Genomic DNA, 18,562 nt, shown 5'->3' with positions numbered 1-18,562 from the left:
ACAGAATCAACGCGAAAAATACACAATAAAAGCAGAAAAAGATGAGATATACGATTAGATATACACAAAAATATATGAGCGCGATATATGGAATACATACGGAATAAAAAATACCTATATAAATAGATACTTATTAAATAAACTTTTATAAAGCATACAAAGCACATAAAAACACAAAAAGCGTAAAGCGCATAAAGAAAAAAGAAAAATAAGAAAATAAGAATAGGGTATTAACAGACATTAATAAAAGAAGGAGCAGAAGAATGAGCAACAAGCAATCGAGCAATAAAGCACACCACATTGTTGTGCTCACAGGCGCAGGAATCTCCACAAGCGCAGGCATTCCTGACTTTCGCGGTCCAGATGGAGTTTGGACTAAACACCCAGAGCAAATGAGCGTTTATGACATAGACGCATTTTTAAGCAGTAAAGAGGAACGCGTCTACTCTTGGCGCTGGCAAAAAGAGTCTCCCGTTTGGAACGCACAGCCAGGAACAGCACACAAAGCACTTGTAAAACTCGAGAAGGCAGGAATGCTCGACCTTATAGCCACACAAAACTTTGACGCACTTCACGAAAAAGCTGGCAATAACCCAGACATTATAGTGAACTTGCATGGAAGCATCGGAACTTCGCACTGCATGAGCTGCCACGCGAGCTATAAAACTGCCGATATTATGGCAGATTTAGATGAGCACCCGGATCCGCATTGCAGACGCACTCTGCCGTACCGCAGCAATATGCCTTGTAACGGTCTCATAAAAACAGACGTTGTTTATTTTGGAGAAGCGCTTCCAGAAGGTGCTATGGAACGCAGTGCGCAAGCAATAGTTAAAGCGGACGAGCTGTGGGTTATTGGTTCCACGCTGGAAGTATTTCCAGCTGCCAGCCTCGTGCCGTTAGCTGCGCGCGCTGGAGTGCCGATTACGATAATGAACCTGGGCTCTACGCAATACGACTATTTGGCAGAGCGTATTATTCGCGAAGATATTGCGAAAGCTCTGCCAAAGTTAGTAGACGAAACTATTGCAAAGTGATTATTGCAAATTAACGCTATTAAAACTATTGCAAAGTAACAGCTATACCTTCCCAAGGCGCAAGCGTACCGTTTTTAAGCGATGTAAGCGCGTGATTCACGTCGTAGGTCGTAACCATTACGTCACGCCCTACAAAAGCGTTAGAGGCGCAATTTTGCAATAATTGCGCGCTCTGCGTAGGGATAGGCACAGTTGAGTCAGTCATATTAACCATTACGAGCATGCGTTCTGTAGATTCCGCGGAATTTGCAGCAGATTCCGCAGCAGTCTCTGCAGAATCTTCCTGCTTTTCGCAACCAGATTTAAGCTCGCGCACGAAAGCATACACGCACTCGTCATCTGCATCAACCAAATCCCAAGAACCAGCAGAAACAATCGGTTCCGAATGACGAAGCGCAATCAAATACTTATAGAAAGCGTAAACGGAATCTGAATCTTCCATCTGCTCTGCTGCGTTAATATCCACATAATTAGGATTCACACTAATCCACGGCTCTGCGTTATTTACCGACTGAACATTAAAAGGCATGAATCCCGCGTATTTAGAAGCATTCCACTGCATTGGAGTTCGAGAATTGTCGCGGCCGCGCTTTGCGAGCGCATCCATCATCGACTCAGCAGACTGAATATGCGCTTCTTCTACGCGCTGCTTAAACATATTCAACGCTTCCAAATCGCGATACTGCTCGAGACGCGTAAAGTGCGCGTTAGTCATACCAATTTCCTCGCCTTGGTACACGTAAGGCGTGCCGCGGTGCATGTGAAGAAGCATGGCAATCGCCTTAGCAGAGCGCACGCGCATCTCCTCGCTAGCCTCACTACCCCAGCGAGAAAGCGCACGCGGCTGATCGTGATTATTAAAGAACAGGCTCGCCCAACCAGCATCCGCTACCGCTTGTTGCTGCTCTGCCATCACGCTCTTTAATGCCGTAAGCTTTAGCGGCACAGGATTCCACTTAGTACCGTTTTCGCAATCGATATCCACATGATTGAACAGGAATAACATGTCAAGTTCGCTGTGGGCAGGGTCAGTAATATAAGTATTACGGTGCGGAGAAATTCCCGGAGCCTCGCCGACAGTAAGATAACCTTCGCGACCGTCGAAAACTTCTGCACGCATCTCACGCAAGAATTCGTCTAAACGAGGACCGTCCGAGCAGAACGGGAATGGCGAAGAATAGCCGTCAGCACCAGCTGGCAAATCTTCAATTTGGCAGCCATCTTCACCCGGCAAACGACCTTCAGAATCAACATGCTTGGAAATTTGCGTAATCACATCCATGCGGAAGCCATCAATTCCGCGATCCATCCACCAATTCATCATCTTGTACACGGCAGCGCGAACCGCGGGATTTTCCCAATTCAAATCTGGCTGCTTTGGCGAATACTGGTGAAGGAAGTATTCTCCGCGCTTCGGATCGTAAGTCCACGCGGAACCGCCGAAATACGAACCCCACTTATTCGGCTCCGCACCCGGCTCACCAGGCACACAACCTTCACGCGCAGGCCTCCACCAATACCAATCAGCGTAATCACTAAAAGCATCTCTTGAAGCCTGGAACCAAGCGTGCTCGTCAGAAGTGTGATTTACTACTAAATCCATCACGACTTTAAGACCGCGCTCGTGAGCTCCAGCCAGCAGCTCGTCCATATCTTCCAAAGTTCCGAAAAGCGGATCAATATCTTGATAATCGGAAATATCGTAGCCGTTATCGTCTTGTGGGGACTTGTAAACAGGGCTGAGCCAGAGCACGTCAACGCCTAAATCAGCCAAATAATCAAGGCGCGAAGTAATTCCCTTCAAATCACCAATGCCGTCACCGTTCGTATCCTGGAAGCTTCGTGGATAAATCTGATACACAACTGCATTCGCCCACCAAGGGTTTGGAGTAGCGCCGTTTGTGCGCACGGATTCTGGCAAGTTTGCTCTGTCAAAAGTAGTCATTTAATCCCCATCAATTTACGTTAATAAGTATTTTTATTACAGTTTTATTCATTACAAATAATTTTATTTATTTAGTAGTATTTATTATTTTAGACTCTAAATTTTATCAGCATATTAGATGTTACGCGCGGATAATAAAAAGCGACCCGCAGTAAAAACCGCGAGCCGCGCCTCCTTCTCATTCATGTTACGAATTGTAGAATGCTCTCCAAATCATTGCTGATGGTGCAATTTAAAAGCAAGTTCCGCTAAGTGTACGCCGTGAGTTAAGAATTCGTGAGTGCGGCAAACGTAATCATTTTCGCGACCGAGCTTTGCTATGTAACCATTAATGTAATCGACTTCAGTCTTTCGTCCGCGACTCATATCTTGGTACATAGAAGGATAGTGCAGAGGATTTGCAACGCGACTTACGTAATCGATAGCCTCTAGCTCCTGCTGACGCGTATTAACCATACGAATTCCGGCACGATCGCACACGTCGTACGCTTCGTTAATAAGCTGTTGAGCCATATCCATAGCCCCAGGGTACGAAATAAACTGACCCATTTGAATCTGATACATTGTGCACAAAGTGTTAACTACGGAATTGAAAACTACCTTCGCCATGCACGTACCCTTGAAATCTTCCGTAATAGTAGGATTCAATCCGGCAGCTTTAAAGTCGTCTCGCATAGCAAGCTCAACGTCACTCACCTGCTCGTTCAACGCGCACATATTCATAGTTCCAACGCCAACTTTACCAATAAAATCAACGTCGCCTGGACCGTTCAAAACGGTTGCAATCATGGCAGTTCCGCCGTAAATATGATCATCCGGGAAGTACTGCTGCAACTTTTCAAAATGACCCCAGCCATTCATAGCAGCAAACACAACCTGATGCTCTTTAAACAGATGCTTACAACGCTCCAACATTTCCGCAAGCTGCATTTGCTTCATAAACACAATCCACACGTCTGGATCGCCGTCATAATCTTCAGGCGTATACATATTAATCGGCACCAAATGACGGTTTTCATGGTCACGGCTCACCATTACGCCGCCTTGCTCGCGAACTTTATTCACATTCTCATCCCAGGCATCAATGAAATCAACATGAATGCCAGCCGTTTCCTGCAACAAAACGCCATAGCGATATCCCATAGCTCCCGAACCGATCATTGCATATTTCATGCCACTCATAGTGACACCTCCTTTTAGGTAAAAATGTGCTTAGGCGAAATTCGTGCATACATGAAAATTCGTCGAAGCGACTGTAAATATAGTAAAAAGCAGTAAGGCTGATTGTAGTGACTAAAATCAGCCAACTGCTTTTTGGTTTTTATAGCATATTACACAGTTTTAGAAGAATGTCAAAATTCTGCGCATCGGCAAGGCTCGAACGTCAACTGAATATACTTACAATTTATGCATGCATCACCTACTTACAAGTGAAAAAATTGACGAATTTGAGCAACTGTACCGTAAGAAGCTTGTGCGCCAAATCCAGTAGCAGCATATGCAGCTACATAAGAAGCGAGTGACGCTGCATCAACCAACCGCATATCCACAGACAAACACGCAAGCACAGTACCCATAAAAGCATCGCCACAACCCGTAGTATCAACGGCATTGACATGCTGAGCCATAATTCGATGCACCGAATTATCAGCATAATCCAAAACCATAGACCCACGTGAGCCAAGTGTTACTATTGCCTCATTAAAGCCAAACTCATGCATTGCATGAAGCGTATGCTTCCAATCAAATGAATCCCAATCACCGCTATCTGGTTCTGAAATATGCAATAGCTGTGCCATTTCATGCTCATTGACCAGTAAGATATCTGCAGATCGTATAAGATCTTGCGGTAATGTATCCAAAAAAGGCGAATTATTAAGCAAAACTTTTACGCCATGTTCATGCGCTAAGCGAGCGCACATCGTAACCGATTCTAATGGACTTTCCAAGCAAAGCCCTAATACTTTTGCATTAGTAATAGCAGCTTGCACAGATGGCGACTGAATATAATCAATATCAACTTGCGAGTTAGACCCAGGCGCATAAACAATAGTATTTTCGCCACTTTGCGCATCCACTGTAATCACTGTTGCGCCACTGTTGCAATTGGGTACATGACGTACATACGTCGTATCAACACCAGATTCTCGCAAAGCACCAGTAAGAAAATCAGCATTAGCATCATCACCTACAGCACCGAACATACATACGTGCGCACCAAGCTTTGCAGCAGATACTGCCTGATTACCTGACTTGCCTCCAGGCAGTATTCGTATTTCGTTACCTTTAATGGTCTCACCAGGCATAGGAAGACGATTAGCAACAATAGTATAATCCGCATTCATAGAACCAACTATCGCTACAGTAGGCATCTTCATATTTCGTAACGCAGGCAATGTCTCATGTTGCAAAGCCACGTTAACAGGCTGAATGACTTTAATCTTTTCTAAACTCTCTAACGAGTCAAGCATATGATAACTACACATAATTCTCCCTAAATATTGCGCAAAACAAAGCTTAGAATGGAACGCCACAACGCAGCAACACGTTAGAATACGGAGTAGTCTCACCCGTTCGAATCACGAATTTAGCTTGCGAAACAAGAGCCTTAAACCCTCGTTCGCCATCATGCGGCACATAAGTCAATGGCACACCAAGCAAATCCTTGATCCATGTTTCTGGAACATCATCACAAGCTTCTTCCGCCATAATACCAGACTCAAGAACAAGATCATCCTTTATTGATGCAAGCACATCAGGAAATCGCGGTATTCCAAAAACCAAAGCTAAATCAATAACTTCTACGCCCGCTGGGACAGGCAGGCCACAGTCAGAAACAACAAATTGATCCTTATGCCTCAATTTTGCAATAGCAGCTGCTAATTGTGCGTTCAAAATACCATGAGTTAACATAATTCACCCCATATCGTGGCTCATGAAAGTGACATCAACAATGATCATCACCTTCATAACAAGTGCGCCACCACGAACATATATGATAAAAAATCTTATTAAGAAAACAATGGCGTTGAGAACACTAAAGCATACGGTATTAATAAATTTTACTGTTGCGATTATTTTCACGAAAGCATCATGAATGCTCTCAACACCATATAAATTTTGCATTAGCTATATTAATCCATAAAACTACTCAACATAAACTTTAATGTTTATATACAGAATTACATAGTTTTATGCAAATATGTATTACTCAAAATCACCCACATTCTTTATTGTCACTGTTTTCACAGTAATTGGTTCAGTCTTTGGAACACTTTGCCCTTTAATAGCTTTTACAGCAGCAGCAACGGCGGAACGACCAAGTTCCTTTGGCTGCTGAGCAATTGTTCCAGCCATTGCGCCGGCCTTAATAGCTTTCATACCGTCAACAGTGCCATCGAAACCGACTACTTTAATTTCTTTACCAGCTTTAGCTCCTAATGCTTGAATGGCACCTAATGCCATCTCGTCATTTTCGGCGTAAATGCCGGTTGCATTCGGGTGCGATTGCAACAAATTAGTAGCCACATTTAATGCTTCAGCACGGTCAAAGTTAGCAGTTTGTTCTGCTACAACTTTAATATTTGAATATTTCTTAATACGATCTTTGAATCCTTTGCCACGGTCGCGAGTAGAAGCCGCTCCAGGAATACCTTGCAAAATCAAAACTTCACCCTTTTCGCCCATACTATTAGCTAGCGTGTCAGCAGCCTGAGCACCACCAGCAACGTTATCGGAAGCAATATGCGAAGTAACTTTTTCACCAGTTACAGAACGGTCAACAGAAATCACAGGCAAGTTCGCGCTTAGCAACGGGGCAACTGCAGGACCAGCAGCATCAGAATCTACAGGGTTAATAATAACAGCTTTTGCACCTTGTGATTGAGCATTCTGCGCTTGATCCTGCTGCTTTGCAGAATCATTCTGAGCGTCGGAAACTTGCAAATCAACACCAAGTTTCTCTGCTTCAGCTTGGGCACCATCACGCAAATCCACAAAGAACGGATTGTTCAAAGTAGAAACTAGCAATGCGACTTTATCGCCACCATTAGTACTACCACATGCACTCATGCTGACAATAAGTGCAGATGCTGCTGCAACCGCGCAAGCAATCTTTACGCCTCGACGCATAATTGGATAATTCATCATATCTCCTTTGATTATTGCCCTGTGCTACCGCAAGTTTTAGTTCGATAAATCCACAATGTTGCAGTGACATAAGGCTGATGTTTCACCATCTCTTTACCTTATTGTTACGTAGTTTTGAGTTATAAAGTTCAGTTATAATATTCCAAATCGTCTCAATTCTTGCTGAAAATATTGATTACTCGCCACTTACGAATCAACATTTGCAAGATTCACCTCCTTCCTACGAGAAGATCAAGTTTATAAAAAGTATTAATTTGCTGTCAGTGCGTATCTTCCTTGCGGCGCAAAGTGTCAAGGCTCACAGCAAAGGCAATAACCAAACCAATAACTACTTGCTGCCAGAAGGAGGAAACATTCAAAATATTCAAGCCATTACGAATTACAGCCAGCAAAATTGCTCCTACGAAAGTGCCAGAAATCTTACCTTTACCGCCCGAAAGCGAAGCACCACCGATAACAACAGAAGCAATAGCATCCATTTCATAGCCAGCGGCAGCCTGAGGCTGAGCGGAATGTAAACGACCGGCAATAACTAAACCAGCGATGGCAGCGAAAATACCGGAAAAAACAAACACCATAATTTGCGTTTTATGAATATTGATACCAGAAAGGCGAGAAGCCTCCATATTTCCACCAACAGCATACATAGAACGACCAGTAGTGGTGAAGTTCAGTATTACTGCAGCAATAACACCCATGATAATCATCATCACAATTGGCATTGGAATACCTAATATCTTGGCACCAAAGAAATTCACCATGCCAGAAGTGGAAATAGGACGACCGTCTGAAACAACAAGGGTAAGTCCACGCGCAACAGACATCATTGCCAATGTAGCAATAAACGACGGTAACTTAAGAAAAGCGTTTGCAACACCTGAAATAAGACCAAAAAGCGCACCGGTTACTATGCCTACAACAACAGTTAACACTGGTGGCAAACCCATAGAAACGCCTGTATACGCAACCAACATACTAGAAATTGCAGCCACCGCACCTACTGACAAATCAATACCAGCGGACACGATAACAAAGGTTTGACCGAATGCCAAAATAGCAACTGTCGCAGCTTGAATACCCACATTGAGAATATTCACACTTGTCAAAAATGCTGGCGTGGCGCACGAAAGCGCAGCACACAAGATAATCAAGCCGATAAGAGCGCCATTGCGTGATGCAAACTTTTTCGCTGCAGGCAAAAATCCTTTATCAACTGCACCGTATCCCAAATGCTCAGATTTTGCACTACTCGTAGCAGCCATAATTTATACTCCTTTAACAAATTTTGCTATAACTCACTGCACTGCTGTGTGCAATAAATTGTTGTATGCAAGTTTTACGTTTGATTGGTAACTTTAATTTTTAAGATTTCAATATGGCTCATGTATCAGTTTCATATTGAAAGCAGTAAGGTTTTACTCATTCCTGTATGCTCAAATACCAGATGTATTAAGGTGAGTCACTGCAAGTTCCATCACACTTTCCTGCGTAGCCTCGCTTGCAGCTAATTCACCGCTGATTCTGCCGTTCGACATCACCAATACGCGATCTGACATGCCAAGCACTTCAGGCAAATCTGAGGATGCCATCAGCACAGCACCTCCATTTTCTACGATACTGTTAATCAACTCGTAAATTTCTACACGAGCACCAACATCAACACCACGAGTAGGCTCATCCAGCAATAGCACTTTCACGTTCGCCATAGACCATTTGCCGAACACGATTTTTTGTTGATTACCGCCAGATAGCGAACCAGCGAGTTGATCAATGTTTGCCATACGAATACGCAATTTTTTTGCAGTTTCTTCCTCGCGAGTACGCTGCCCTTTCAAATCCGCAAATCCTGCATGTGCTGTAGGAACTAATGTAGAAATTCCCAAATTTTCTGCAACAGATGCTTCAAGAATCAACCCTTGTACTCGACGATCTTCTGGGACTAAACCAAGACCAGCTGCGATGCTTCCTGCAATATTCGCTTTTGCAATAGATTTACCATCAACAGTTATTGAACCTGAATCATAACTATCTGCACCAAATATTGCACGAAGAACTTCGGTACGACCAGCACCTACCAAACCTGCAAGACCCACAACTTCGCCAGCATGAACGCTGAAGGATACATTTTCTAACGTACCTTTTCGCGTTAAGCCTTCTACTTTTAGCAGCTCTTTGCCTTGACTACGTTTGCCATGAGGGAATTGATTTGTAATATCACGACCTACCATGAGTTTTACAAGTTCCTTCTCAGGAACTTGCGCATCAACAGTATCGACGTATTTGCCATCGCGAAGTACAGTTACAACATCACCAATACGCGCAATTTCATCTAAATGATGAGAAATAAACACCATTCCAACATTTTTGGATTTTAAATCTTCCATAATGTTAAATAACTGTTCACATTCTGGTTTTGTTAGAGCAGCTGTTGGTTCATCAAGAATAAGGATAGATGCATGCTGCATAAGTGCTTTGGCTATTTCTACCATCTGTTGACGAGCTACACCAAGTTGTCCCATTGGCTTATTGACATCTTCATCTAAACCGATAACTTGCAATGCAGATTCCGCACGAGCACGCATCGTCGCCCGACTAACAAAACCAGCTTTCGTAGGAAGCATACCAAGGAACAAATTTTCCATAATAGAAAATTCTGGCACCAAATTTAGCTCTTGGTGAATCACAGCAATGCCCAATTTGCGAGCAGTATCCACATTAGGAATTCGCGCTGTTTCACCATTGATCTCAATATGACCTTTATCTGGCTGATAAATGCCGCTCATCATCTTAATAACTGTTGACTTGCCCGCACCATTTTCACCAAGGAGAACATGCACTTCACCTGGTTTTACTGTTACAGACACATTGTCAACTACCGTAGAATTACCGAATATTTTCGATACTCCTACTAGCGATAGTTCCGTCATGTCTTACCTCTTTCTTCGCTACAGCACCACTGCTGCCACGAAAATGCAATAAATTACGCTACATTACGCTTGTACTTTGGATGAGAATTATGCCGCAATGTGCATGCAAAAACGTAACAACAACGGTACGCTCAGGCGATTGCTGCACACGCTTACAAAGTCACGGTACAAAAATCAATAACAATAGTGTCAAGCTATAGAATAACAGCCTTACAGCTACGCATTTCCTAACGATTCACGCGGAATATACATAGTTTCTACTCGCTGCGATTGAACATCAACATTATGTTCTAACATATCCAAAAAAAGTGCAGCACTAGTACGACCAATGCGCTGAACTTGTTGCGAAATAGTAGAAATACGCGGCGTTGCTAAGCGGAATATTTCAACATCATCAAACGAGATAAGTGAAATATCACTGCCTATCACTAATCCTTCACGAGCCATTACATCCATCACTCGCAGCGCATCTGGCGAATAACCGACAATAAGCGCTTTTACACCAACGCTAATCATGCGATGCAACACGCTAGCGCATGAGGATTGTTCAAATCCCGTAGATTCTACAAATACATGTTCTTCGCCAAATATCTCCGAAGCCACTGTACGAAATACTTGTTCACGTTCTTGCAGTGACGGTGAAGCGATAATTGGACCCGACACGTAGCCAACTGAGCAAAAACCATGTTGTTTAACATCCAATAATGCTTCACGAATACCTTGCTCTGGATCCGAATCCACAACTGGCACATGCGTCAAATCGCCAGTCCGAGACTCCACATGTCGATCCATAAACATAAGTGGAAGATGCTGCTCCATCAACATTCTCATAGCATCAGTTTCCTCACCTTGAGGCACAATAATCGCACCATCAATGCGTTGAGAAAGAATACTTGTAATGAATGAATCTTGACGAGCTGCACTCTCAGAAGATGTTCCAATAAACGCACAATAGCCGGCATCAAACAACGAGTCTTGCACAGTATACGCAAGCTCAGCAAAATACGCATTGCGTATATCTGGCACAAGTAGCCCCACTGTCTTAGTACGAGATGACCGCATCGCCTGAGCGCGAGAATCTGGTATATAACCTAGTTCCGCAACTGCACGCTCAACTTTCGCCTTAGTGTTTGCCGATATACGACCCGTATTATTCAATGCGCGAGAAACAGTTGATACTGATATACCAGCACGTTGCGCAACATCGCGAATCGTAATGTACGACATGACACCTCCAGCTCATCTCTTATGCTCAACCAGTGTTAACAATTTTGCACTGTTATCGATATGTTTTGATTTTAGCTTGTACTCCATGTTTTATACTACGTTTTTCCATATACTCCTCTCGTTGGAGAAAAACAGCACTATGCAACCATGCATAAGAGCCTCTGTGCAATCTTATTCTCAATGAGCAGCTTCATCAGCGCTGAATAGAATCCGCAAATTGAGATAACGTTCCCACAATTGTCGGTTTCTTCAACTTACCTCATGCGGTAACGTTACCGCAACTATAACATTTTGCTAGAATGAACACAAGGGGAACACGCTAAAAATTACTTTTCATGCACTGCGTTATCTTGAATTAAACGCAACATTAAAAAATAATGCAACACTTATCTAACGTTGATGCGCAAAAAAGTTTCGCAAGGGTTGAGCACACTCAGATTCGCATACTGAACCAATGACTTCCGGACGTGAGCCAACATGAGGATCTCGCAAAATATCCCATACAGAACCACACGCACCAAGTTTGGCATCCCACGCCCCGAAAATCACGCGTTTAAGGCGCGTTTGCAGCACAGCTCCAGCACACATAGGGCAAGGTTCAAGAGTTACTACCAGAGTACAGTCAGATAGATTCCAAGATTTACGCGAGGTAGCAGCATCTTTCATAGCAAGCACTTCAGCATGAGCCAAAGGATCAGCGCTCTGCTCTCGCATATTTGCGCCTTTGCCAATAATATTACCGCTACCATCAAGCACAACTGCTCCAACTGGGACTTCGCCTGCAGAAGCAGACTCTCGAGCCAAATTCAAGGCTTGATTCATTGCAAATACTATCTCATCGCGCATATTCATGAAATCACTTTACAAATTAATTTACAGATTAAGAAAAAACAAAATCGAATAAATTTACATAAATCTAAGTAAATTTACATAAGCCCAGAAGAAATATCGTGAGTTACGAACCACTTGCGAATATCGCCAATTTCGTTCATATCAACAGCGTGATCCAACCCGCGATAACGACGTTCTTCAAGCCAAGTGTGCTCCTCAAGCCACGCTGCAGCAGCCGAGAATTCGTAAGGAGGAATCACGCCATCCTCTAATCCGTAGCCGAAAAATACAGGAGTATTACGCTCAGCTAAATCGTTATCTTGTAATGCGATTTCTTCCGAGGAAGCAGGAACACTAGGCGCTATGAACCCGGAAAGCGAAACGGCCGCACGGTAGCGCGAAGGATTCAAACGCAAAACGTGCACCGCGAGCGCAGCGCCTTGCGAAAAACCAAATGGCACAATGTCGCGATTCGCTGGAATATTTTCATGCACCCATTCGTCAATTGCTACAGCAGCAGCATACATATCGTAATCTAAATCTTCTCGCTGCGGCACAGCATCGTGGAACCAACTGTAAGCGCCTTCTGCCAGCTTAAGTGGAGCACGTAAAGCGATTGCATCATTATATGGTGCAACTACTCGCAACAAATCCAATAAATCTTCCTCGTTAGAACCCCAACCGTGAAGGAGCAAAAGCAGCGGATGCGTTGGATGAGCTGAAGCATTCCCTTGCGAATACTGTGCATTCATAACTTTTAAAGGCTCACCAAAACGACCCGGCACAACGTGAGATTCGCGACCAATATGTGGATCGTAAGAATTGTCACCTACATTATTGATATTTAGTTCATCGTTAGTGTTCATTACATCACCGTCGCTTGTAATAAATAAAAGTTTGTACAATACTCGCACTTTTTTGCATTGCAGTTGCAATATAGTTGCCTTATATTTGCACTATATTTGCACAAAAGGCCAGAATAGTAAGAGGCAAAGCCCTTGCAATTCCAGCCTTTTTAACTAGTGCGAACGGCGGGACTTGAACCCGCACGAGCATACGCTCACTGCCACCTGAAGACAGCGCGTCTACCATTCCGCCACGTTCGCATACAAAGTGCAAGGCTATCATATTTAATATAAATTCGCAATATTTAACCTAGCATTTTGCGCTCAAAACTACTCTCAGCCTTTAGAACCGTTTTCGTAATAGTGTGCAAGAGTCTCATCGCGGAACTCTTCAAAATATCCGCCGTCAATAGAAGCTCGAATATCGTCGAGCAGCTTCACAAAGAAACGCTCATTATGAATGGTTGCAAGCGTAAATCCATTCATTTCACTAGCGCGCAACAAATGATCCACATACATTCTGGAATAATGCGTGCAAGTGTAGCAATCGCAGCCTTCTTCAAGCGGACGCTGATCATGCTTAAACTCTGCACGTTTTACGTTGTAGCGACCATGACGAGTAAAAATTGCTCCGTTTCTTCCGCAGCGAGCTGGAGCCACGCAGTCGAAAGTATCTCCGCCGTTTTCAACGCAAGCAAAAATATCATCCACGGCTGCAATACCAAGCACGTGGCGTGGGCGATTTTCCGGCATAGCATCGCAAATCCAAGCGCAAGTATCACCAATAATTCGCTTCTCAATAGCGCCACCAATGCCTACGCCATCAAAATCTAAAGAAGCAATCTGCTCGGCCGCATGCCTACGCAAATCCTCATAATTAGCACCCTGCACAACGCCATACAATGCTTGATACGGCTTGCCTACACGCTCCTCGGTTAAACGCTGATGCTCTGCAACACAACGCTTTGCCCAGCGGAAAGTGCGCTCTACAGATTCCTCTTGATATCGGCGAGTATTCATCAAAGTAGTAAGCTCGTCGAAAGAAAACATAATATCCGCGCCCAGCTTATGCTGGATTCCCATAGAAATTTCAGCACTAAAACGGTGCTTAGCTCCGTTAAGAGGAGACTTAAAAGTTACGCCATCCTCGTCAACAAAAGCCATACGCTCCTTACCGGCTGCAATAACATCGTCCGACTTCATGCCAGTAACGTCCATTGCAAGGGTCTTCTTAAAACCAGCACCCAAAGAAAGAACCTGAAAACCGCCAGAATCCGTAAAGGTTGGCTTATCCCAGTTCATAAACTTTCCCAATCCGCCAGCTTCGTCAAGAACATCCGCCCCAGGACGTTCGTACAAATGAAAAGCGTTTGAAAGCATGCACTGAGCGCCCAAATCCTTAATGCTTTCTGGCAACACTGCCTTCATTGCAGCTTGCGTTGCAACAGGTACAAATGCTGGGGTCTGAATATCCCCGTGAGGCGTGTGAATTACGCCGGTGCGCCCATAGCGAGCACCGTCACGACCTTTACCTTCAGCAGTATTGGAAAGTCGCGTTTTAGTTGTAAACGAAAATTCTTTGCGGTCACCAGGCTTCCCAGGCTCAGCTCCGCGTGGATGTTCAAGAAGACTTGTCATAGCATTTACTTTATTAGAAGGCATGACGAGTATAAATAAAAAACACACACAATTTATATTTTTCCGTGACAATATCCAAATTAATTTGCAAAATTTATGAAATTTACAAGGCAAATTATTTAAAAAATTATAAAAAAACATACTATCTCTTACATAGATAATGGCATGGTTTATTATGGTGTGTTAAGAGTCTTTTGTAAGGAGGATGAATGGCTGACGATATGTATGGTGCAAATCAGCAGGAATCCAATGAAACTGCAAATAATGGATATTACGAGCAGCAGGAACAGCCGACGCAACCAGCACAACCAACGCAAACAGCACAAACATATAGCCCAGCTCCTGAATTCGGAGCTTACGGCCCAACAAATAACGAAAATGAAGTTGGTACAAACACTACACAGTATCCAGCTAACAATTACGCCGTAAACCAAAATAACGATGCGGATAATACAAATATCAATAATGCTCCTACGCAATACATTGGATCACAAAATTACTACGGAAATAATAATTTTAACGGCTTCGGAAATCCGTATAATTACGGCACAGACAATAATTCTTACCCAAATAATGAAGTTGGCAATCAAACACCAGCGCAACAGAATTTTAACAATAATGCAAGTAACGAAGAAAATGAAAATATAGCAAAAACAAGCATTATTAGCACAAATGCAGCAAATACAAACGACACAAACAAAAAAGGTAACAAAAGAAAAACAAAAAGCTCTTCGTCAACTGCTTTTGTTGCCATTTTATCCTCCGCAATTTCTGCAATAGTTTGCGTAGTTGTAGTTCTATTTGTAATCTCGCAAGGTCTTATTTCAATTCCACAAAGCGGCTCTTTCGCAAACATCGGCTCTCATTCTTCTGGCCCTGGGACCGCAGTAGTTAAAGGCGGACAATCTCCGGATTGGCAAGGAGTTGCAAAAAATGTTTCCGGAGCCGTTGTTTCTATACAAACTCGTTTAGAGAAAGGCATGGGGAAGGGTTCTGGAGCAATTATTGATTCAAAAGGTTATGTTGTAACAAACAATCACGTAATTGCTAATGCAAAAGAAATTCAAGTAACCCTTTCTAATGGTCAAATTTATTCAGCTACATTAGTCGGAGCAGATAAAACTACTGATTTGGCAGTACTTAAATTAGACAATTCACCAAATAATTTAAAGACAGTCCAATTTGCAGATTCTAATCTGCTTTCCGTTGGCGAACCGGTTATGGCAATCGGAAATCCGCTTGGATATGACGATACAGCTACCACAGGCATTGTTTCGGCTTTAAATCGTCCAGTATCAGTTATGGACGACCAAAGCCGCTCTGAAATTGTAACTAATGCAGTACAAATTGATGCAGCTATTAATCCAGGAAATTCAGGCGGCCCAACTTTTAACGCTGCCGGAAAGGTCATAGGTATTAATTCTTCTATTGCAGCGACATCAGCTCAAGGGGAGACTACAGGATCTATCGGCATCGGCTTTGCAATTCCAGCAAATCTGGTGAAACGAGTAGTTACAGAAATTATTAAGAATGGTTCTGTAAAGCACGTAGCACTAGGGATCATGATTAAAAGCACAGCAGTTGAGTCCGAAGGAATTACTCGCGGAGGAGCTCAAATTGTTTCTGTCAATCAAGGAAGCCCTGCTGAAAAAGCCGGACTCAAAGCCAATGACACTATTGTTGCCTTTGACGATAAGCCTGTATCCAATAATTACGCACTCCTCGGGTATGTGAGAGCAACAGCGTTCAATCAAAAAGCTACGCTCACAATAGTTCGTAACGGCAACACACTTAAGTTGCAAGTTACATTCAACCAAGAAGAAACTGCTGTTAATGGCACAAATAAGCAAGAAAAGAAATTAAAGAAAAACCAAAAGAAGCCTGGTAAAAAACGCGGAAGTAACTCGTACGATGGTGACGATGACGATTTACAACAACGTGGAGATGACGATGGTGACGATGGTGGAATATTTGATCCATTCGGTTTCTGGTAAATAAAACCGCATGTTTTACTATTAAAAAGTAAGACACTGTAATAAAAATGCCCCTAAATAAGTTAGTTAACTTACGCAGGGGCATTTTCATAATGTAATTAAATATATTTAAATATAATTATATAAATGCGCTAATTATTTTTTGCGCTCATATACAATAATTCTTCCTTCTGAGACTCCTGCTTTCCAAGATGATTTTGTTTTAGCAATAGTATGCTCAGTATAATGGTCGATATTGTAGTTTAAATACACAAAATAATACCAAGGCTTATCTGATTCTGTGACAAAGAATTTAGGTTCTTTCTTTGCTTTGCAAGCACCCATTTCATTTGATGCCTGTTCTTGAGATGGCTGCTCATTTGTAATAAACGAGCTATTCTTATAACTGCAATCAATAAGATTCTTCGAGAAATAAGGATTTGCTGTAATAAGCTGCCACGAATATTGATGAATATCTTCAAATTCAGGAACAATAACATTACCTTGTTTATCCGTTTTTTCATCTTGATGTAGCCAAGACGTTACGAATCGCATGTTTTCAGCATGATTTTGCTTAATAAATTGCGCAAGTGCGCGCGAACCTGAATAGTCGAATCGAATATCGTTAACGCAAGAATACCCGTTCCAAATCAAGCTTGGGGATAATAAAACAACAATAATAATGCCAGCAATAACTTTGCTTCCGGCAGATTTACTTGCAGATTTACTATTGCTATTTTCAGCTTTATTTGCAGCTTTGAACAACCTAAAAATAATCGCCGGAATATCTTTAGATTCCAGTGGCTTACGCGCAATACACATCCAAAGTTGAGATACGAAGAATGCAAAAACGATTCCTGCGTGATGCAAAGTGAAATATTGCGTGGCAATTGCCGCAAAAGTCAAGTAAGGAAGTATCAAAGAAACAAGCATGCCTCTTCGATAAGCGATTCTTACAGCGAAAGACCATATTAAAATCGAAATAATAACGCAAATAATCGCGGAAGGTACGCTTAGCATAAGTCTACGTAAAGAAACATCGCCGGCAAATTGAGTGAACATACTTTCTGATGGCATAACGAAAATAAATGACAAGAATTGCGTAAGAGGAGAATTTCCGTCGAATGTTTCACGCGATGCGAAAGCGTTAGCAGCAGGCCAAATGCAAATAATGCTTGCAATTCCAACTAAAGCAAGGATTATCCAGCTTACTAATCTGTTAGTGTTAGAGACTATTTCAGCGAAAGCTTTTTTAATTCCTGCAGATTTTACAACTCTCCAAATCCACGCAAAAGCAAAACCTGCTGCTAAAGCAATGCCATACGCGCTGATTGCACATAAAAGTACAAGACTTAAAGCGAGTTTCCAAGTATCAGAAGACTTAGAATCAGATTGTTTCCAATAATGCGCAACCATGAACAAAACCGCGCAAAGAAGAGCATACGGGCGTGAAGTAACGCCATATTGGAAGCACAAAAAATACGTAAACGGAAGCAAAAACACAGCCAATTTACTAAAAGGCGCGCGGAAAATAAGCCAGCCACCCAAAAGCGCAGTGCATAGAAGTTGCACGCCTTTAAGACCAATTTCGTATGGAACTCCTGTTTTTGCAGGTATGGAAAGAAGCAAAGTCCAAAGCGGCGGATGGCCTTCATAATGTGGGCGAAGAGTTAACAAATCAGCAAACGAAGAATCGCGTGCAATAAGCCAACTTTGAGCTTCATCAAACCAAGGCTCGTGGAAGCACATAACTGCTACGACGACAGATAGGTATGCAATAAAAATAAGTGAACGAGCATTCTTTACGAACCATAATTTATTTGTTGTTTTTAAAGTTTTTGTCACATTTAAAGTTTTTTTTGTTTTTGACGTACTTGTGTTCGTATTTGTACCTGTATTTGTAACAGTATTTTCGTTCATAAGTGTTTTATTTTCTTCTATAGTATTTTCGCTAATATGCATATTTCTATTTAATTATTTCTTTCAAAAT

14 protein-coding genes and 1 tRNA gene are annotated in these 18,562 nt (G+C 42.5%); 2 read left to right on the top strand and 13 right to left on the bottom strand.

Translation table 11 applies throughout. The features are described 5' to 3' along the window. The first annotated feature begins 263 nt into the window (after nt 1-263). Nucleotides 264-1,037, top strand: a complete 774-nt coding sequence (locus HXT59_RS02120) for an SIR2 family NAD-dependent protein deacylase (protein ID WP_012914553.1) — start codon at nt 264-266, stop codon at nt 1,035-1,037. 25 nt (nt 1,038-1,062) lie between these two features. On the opposite strand, the gene HXT59_RS02115 is transcribed toward HXT59_RS02120, so the two are convergent. From HXT59_RS02115 to tgt, 12 genes are all read right to left on the bottom strand, one after another. Then, nucleotides 1,063-2,982: an alpha-glucosidase gene (locus tag HXT59_RS02115; RefSeq protein WP_012914554.1), complete on the bottom strand. Its 1,920-nt coding sequence runs from the start codon at nt 2,980-2,982 to the stop codon at nt 1,063-1,065. 213 nt (nt 2,983-3,195) lie between these two features. Next, nucleotides 3,196-4,164 carry a ketopantoate reductase family protein gene (locus HXT59_RS02110; protein WP_012914555.1) on the bottom strand — a complete coding sequence of 323 codons (969 nt, stop codon included), beginning with the start codon at nt 4,162-4,164 and terminating at the stop codon, nt 3,196-3,198. A gap of 242 nt (nt 4,165-4,406) precedes the next feature. Beyond that, nucleotides 4,407-5,453: a ribokinase gene (locus HXT59_RS02105; RefSeq protein ID WP_004109420.1), complete on the bottom strand. Its 1,047-nt coding sequence runs from the start codon at nt 5,451-5,453 to the stop codon at nt 4,407-4,409. Between the two features lie 46 nt (nt 5,454-5,499). Further along, entirely contained in the window at nt 5,500-5,895 is a 396-nt protein-coding gene (gene rbsD, locus HXT59_RS02100; protein ID WP_004109421.1) for a D-ribose pyranase, read from the bottom strand. Between the two features lie 294 nt (nt 5,896-6,189). Then, complete coding sequence (locus HXT59_RS02095; RefSeq protein ID WP_012914557.1) at nt 6,190-7,128, bottom strand: D-ribose ABC transporter substrate-binding protein; 939 nt, start codon at nt 7,126-7,128, stop codon at nt 6,190-6,192. 263 nt (nt 7,129-7,391) lie between these two features. Then, the gene (locus HXT59_RS02090; RefSeq protein ID WP_004109423.1) at nt 7,392-8,393 is read right to left on the bottom strand and encodes an ABC transporter permease; all 1,002 of its coding nucleotides are present in this window, start codon (nt 8,391-8,393) and stop codon (nt 7,392-7,394) included. Nucleotides 8,394-8,564: 171 nt separating this feature from the next. Beyond that, nucleotides 8,565-10,058, bottom strand: coding sequence for a sugar ABC transporter ATP-binding protein (locus HXT59_RS02085; RefSeq protein ID WP_012914558.1), 1,494 nt, complete (start codon nt 10,056-10,058; stop codon nt 8,565-8,567). A gap of 216 nt (nt 10,059-10,274) precedes the next feature. Then, nucleotides 10,275-11,285: a LacI family DNA-binding transcriptional regulator gene (locus HXT59_RS02080; protein WP_004109425.1), complete on the bottom strand. Its 1,011-nt coding sequence runs from the start codon at nt 11,283-11,285 to the stop codon at nt 10,275-10,277. A gap of 390 nt (nt 11,286-11,675) precedes the next feature. Continuing rightward, nucleotides 11,676-12,137: a nucleoside deaminase gene (locus HXT59_RS02075; RefSeq protein WP_064622043.1), complete on the bottom strand. Its 462-nt coding sequence runs from the start codon at nt 12,135-12,137 to the stop codon at nt 11,676-11,678. Nucleotides 12,138-12,211: 74 nt separating this feature from the next. After that, nucleotides 12,212-12,982, bottom strand: a complete 771-nt coding sequence (locus tag HXT59_RS02070) for an alpha/beta hydrolase (RefSeq protein ID WP_004109429.1) — start codon at nt 12,980-12,982, stop codon at nt 12,212-12,214. 157 nt (nt 12,983-13,139) lie between these two features. After that, nucleotides 13,140-13,222 (bottom strand) — tRNA-Leu (locus HXT59_RS02065). Nucleotides 13,223-13,297: 75 nt separating this feature from the next. Continuing rightward, nucleotides 13,298-14,623 (bottom strand): tRNA guanosine(34) transglycosylase Tgt, encoded by a 1,326-nt coding sequence (tgt, locus tag HXT59_RS02060; protein WP_004109431.1) that lies wholly within the window; start codon nt 14,621-14,623, stop codon nt 13,298-13,300. 185 nt (nt 14,624-14,808) lie between these two features. Here tgt and HXT59_RS02055 point away from each other — a divergent pair, with 185 nt between their 5' ends. After that, nucleotides 14,809-16,593, top strand: a complete 1,785-nt coding sequence (locus HXT59_RS02055; protein ID WP_012914561.1) for a S1C family serine protease — start codon at nt 14,809-14,811, stop codon at nt 16,591-16,593. A gap of 135 nt (nt 16,594-16,728) precedes the next feature. Here the strand turns inward: HXT59_RS02055 and HXT59_RS02050 are convergent, their stop codons facing one another. Beyond that, nucleotides 16,729-18,534 carry a hypothetical protein gene (locus HXT59_RS02050; protein WP_004109435.1) on the bottom strand — a complete coding sequence of 602 codons (1,806 nt, stop codon included), beginning with the start codon at nt 18,532-18,534 and terminating at the stop codon, nt 16,729-16,731. Nucleotides 18,535-18,562: the final 28 nt, after the last annotated feature.

This window comes from Gardnerella sp. KA01001 (assembly GCF_049244025.1).
Taxonomy (GTDB): Bacteria; Actinomycetota; Actinomycetes; order Actinomycetales; family Bifidobacteriaceae; genus Bifidobacterium; species Bifidobacterium swidsinskii.
The sequence above is the reverse complement of the archived record's forward strand: the minus strand, read 5'-3'. Positions and strand labels throughout refer to the sequence as shown.

Bases quoted from the DNA above. Each gene is read 5' to 3' on its own strand.
- HXT59_RS02120 (WP_012914553.1), top strand. From the start codon at position 264: ATGAGCAACAAGCAATCGAGCAATAAAGCACACCACATTGTTGTGCTC.
- HXT59_RS02115 (WP_012914554.1), bottom strand. From the start codon at position 2,982: ATGACTACTTTTGACAGAGCAAACTTGCCAGAATCCGTGCGCACAAAC.
- HXT59_RS02110 (WP_012914555.1), bottom strand. From the start codon at position 4,164: ATGAGTGGCATGAAATATGCAATGATCGGTTCGGGAGCTATGGGATAT.
- HXT59_RS02105 (WP_004109420.1), bottom strand. From the start codon at position 5,453: ATGCTTGACTCGTTAGAGAGTTTAGAAAAGATTAAAGTCATTCAGCCT.
- rbsD (WP_004109421.1), bottom strand. From the start codon at position 5,895: ATGTTAACTCATGGTATTTTGAACGCACAATTAGCAGCTGCTATTGCA.
- HXT59_RS02095 (WP_012914557.1), bottom strand. From the start codon at position 7,128: ATGAATTATCCAATTATGCGTCGAGGCGTAAAGATTGCTTGCGCGGTT.
- HXT59_RS02090 (WP_004109423.1), bottom strand. From the start codon at position 8,393: ATGGCTGCTACGAGTAGTGCAAAATCTGAGCATTTGGGATACGGTGCA.
- HXT59_RS02085 (WP_012914558.1), bottom strand. From the start codon at position 10,058: ATGACGGAACTATCGCTAGTAGGAGTATCGAAAATATTCGGTAATTCT.
- HXT59_RS02080 (WP_004109425.1), bottom strand. From the start codon at position 11,285: ATGTCGTACATTACGATTCGCGATGTTGCGCAACGTGCTGGTATATCA.
- HXT59_RS02075 (WP_064622043.1), bottom strand. From the start codon at position 12,137: ATGAATATGCGCGATGAGATAGTATTTGCAATGAATCAAGCCTTGAAT.
- HXT59_RS02070 (WP_004109429.1), bottom strand. From the start codon at position 12,982: ATGAACACTAACGATGAACTAAATATCAATAATGTAGGTGACAATTCT.
- tgt (WP_004109431.1), bottom strand. From the start codon at position 14,623: ATGCCTTCTAATAAAGTAAATGCTATGACAAGTCTTCTTGAACATCCA.
- HXT59_RS02055 (WP_012914561.1), top strand. From the start codon at position 14,809: ATGGCTGACGATATGTATGGTGCAAATCAGCAGGAATCCAATGAAACT.
- HXT59_RS02050 (WP_004109435.1), bottom strand. From the start codon at position 18,534: ATGCATATTAGCGAAAATACTATAGAAGAAAATAAAACACTTATGAAC.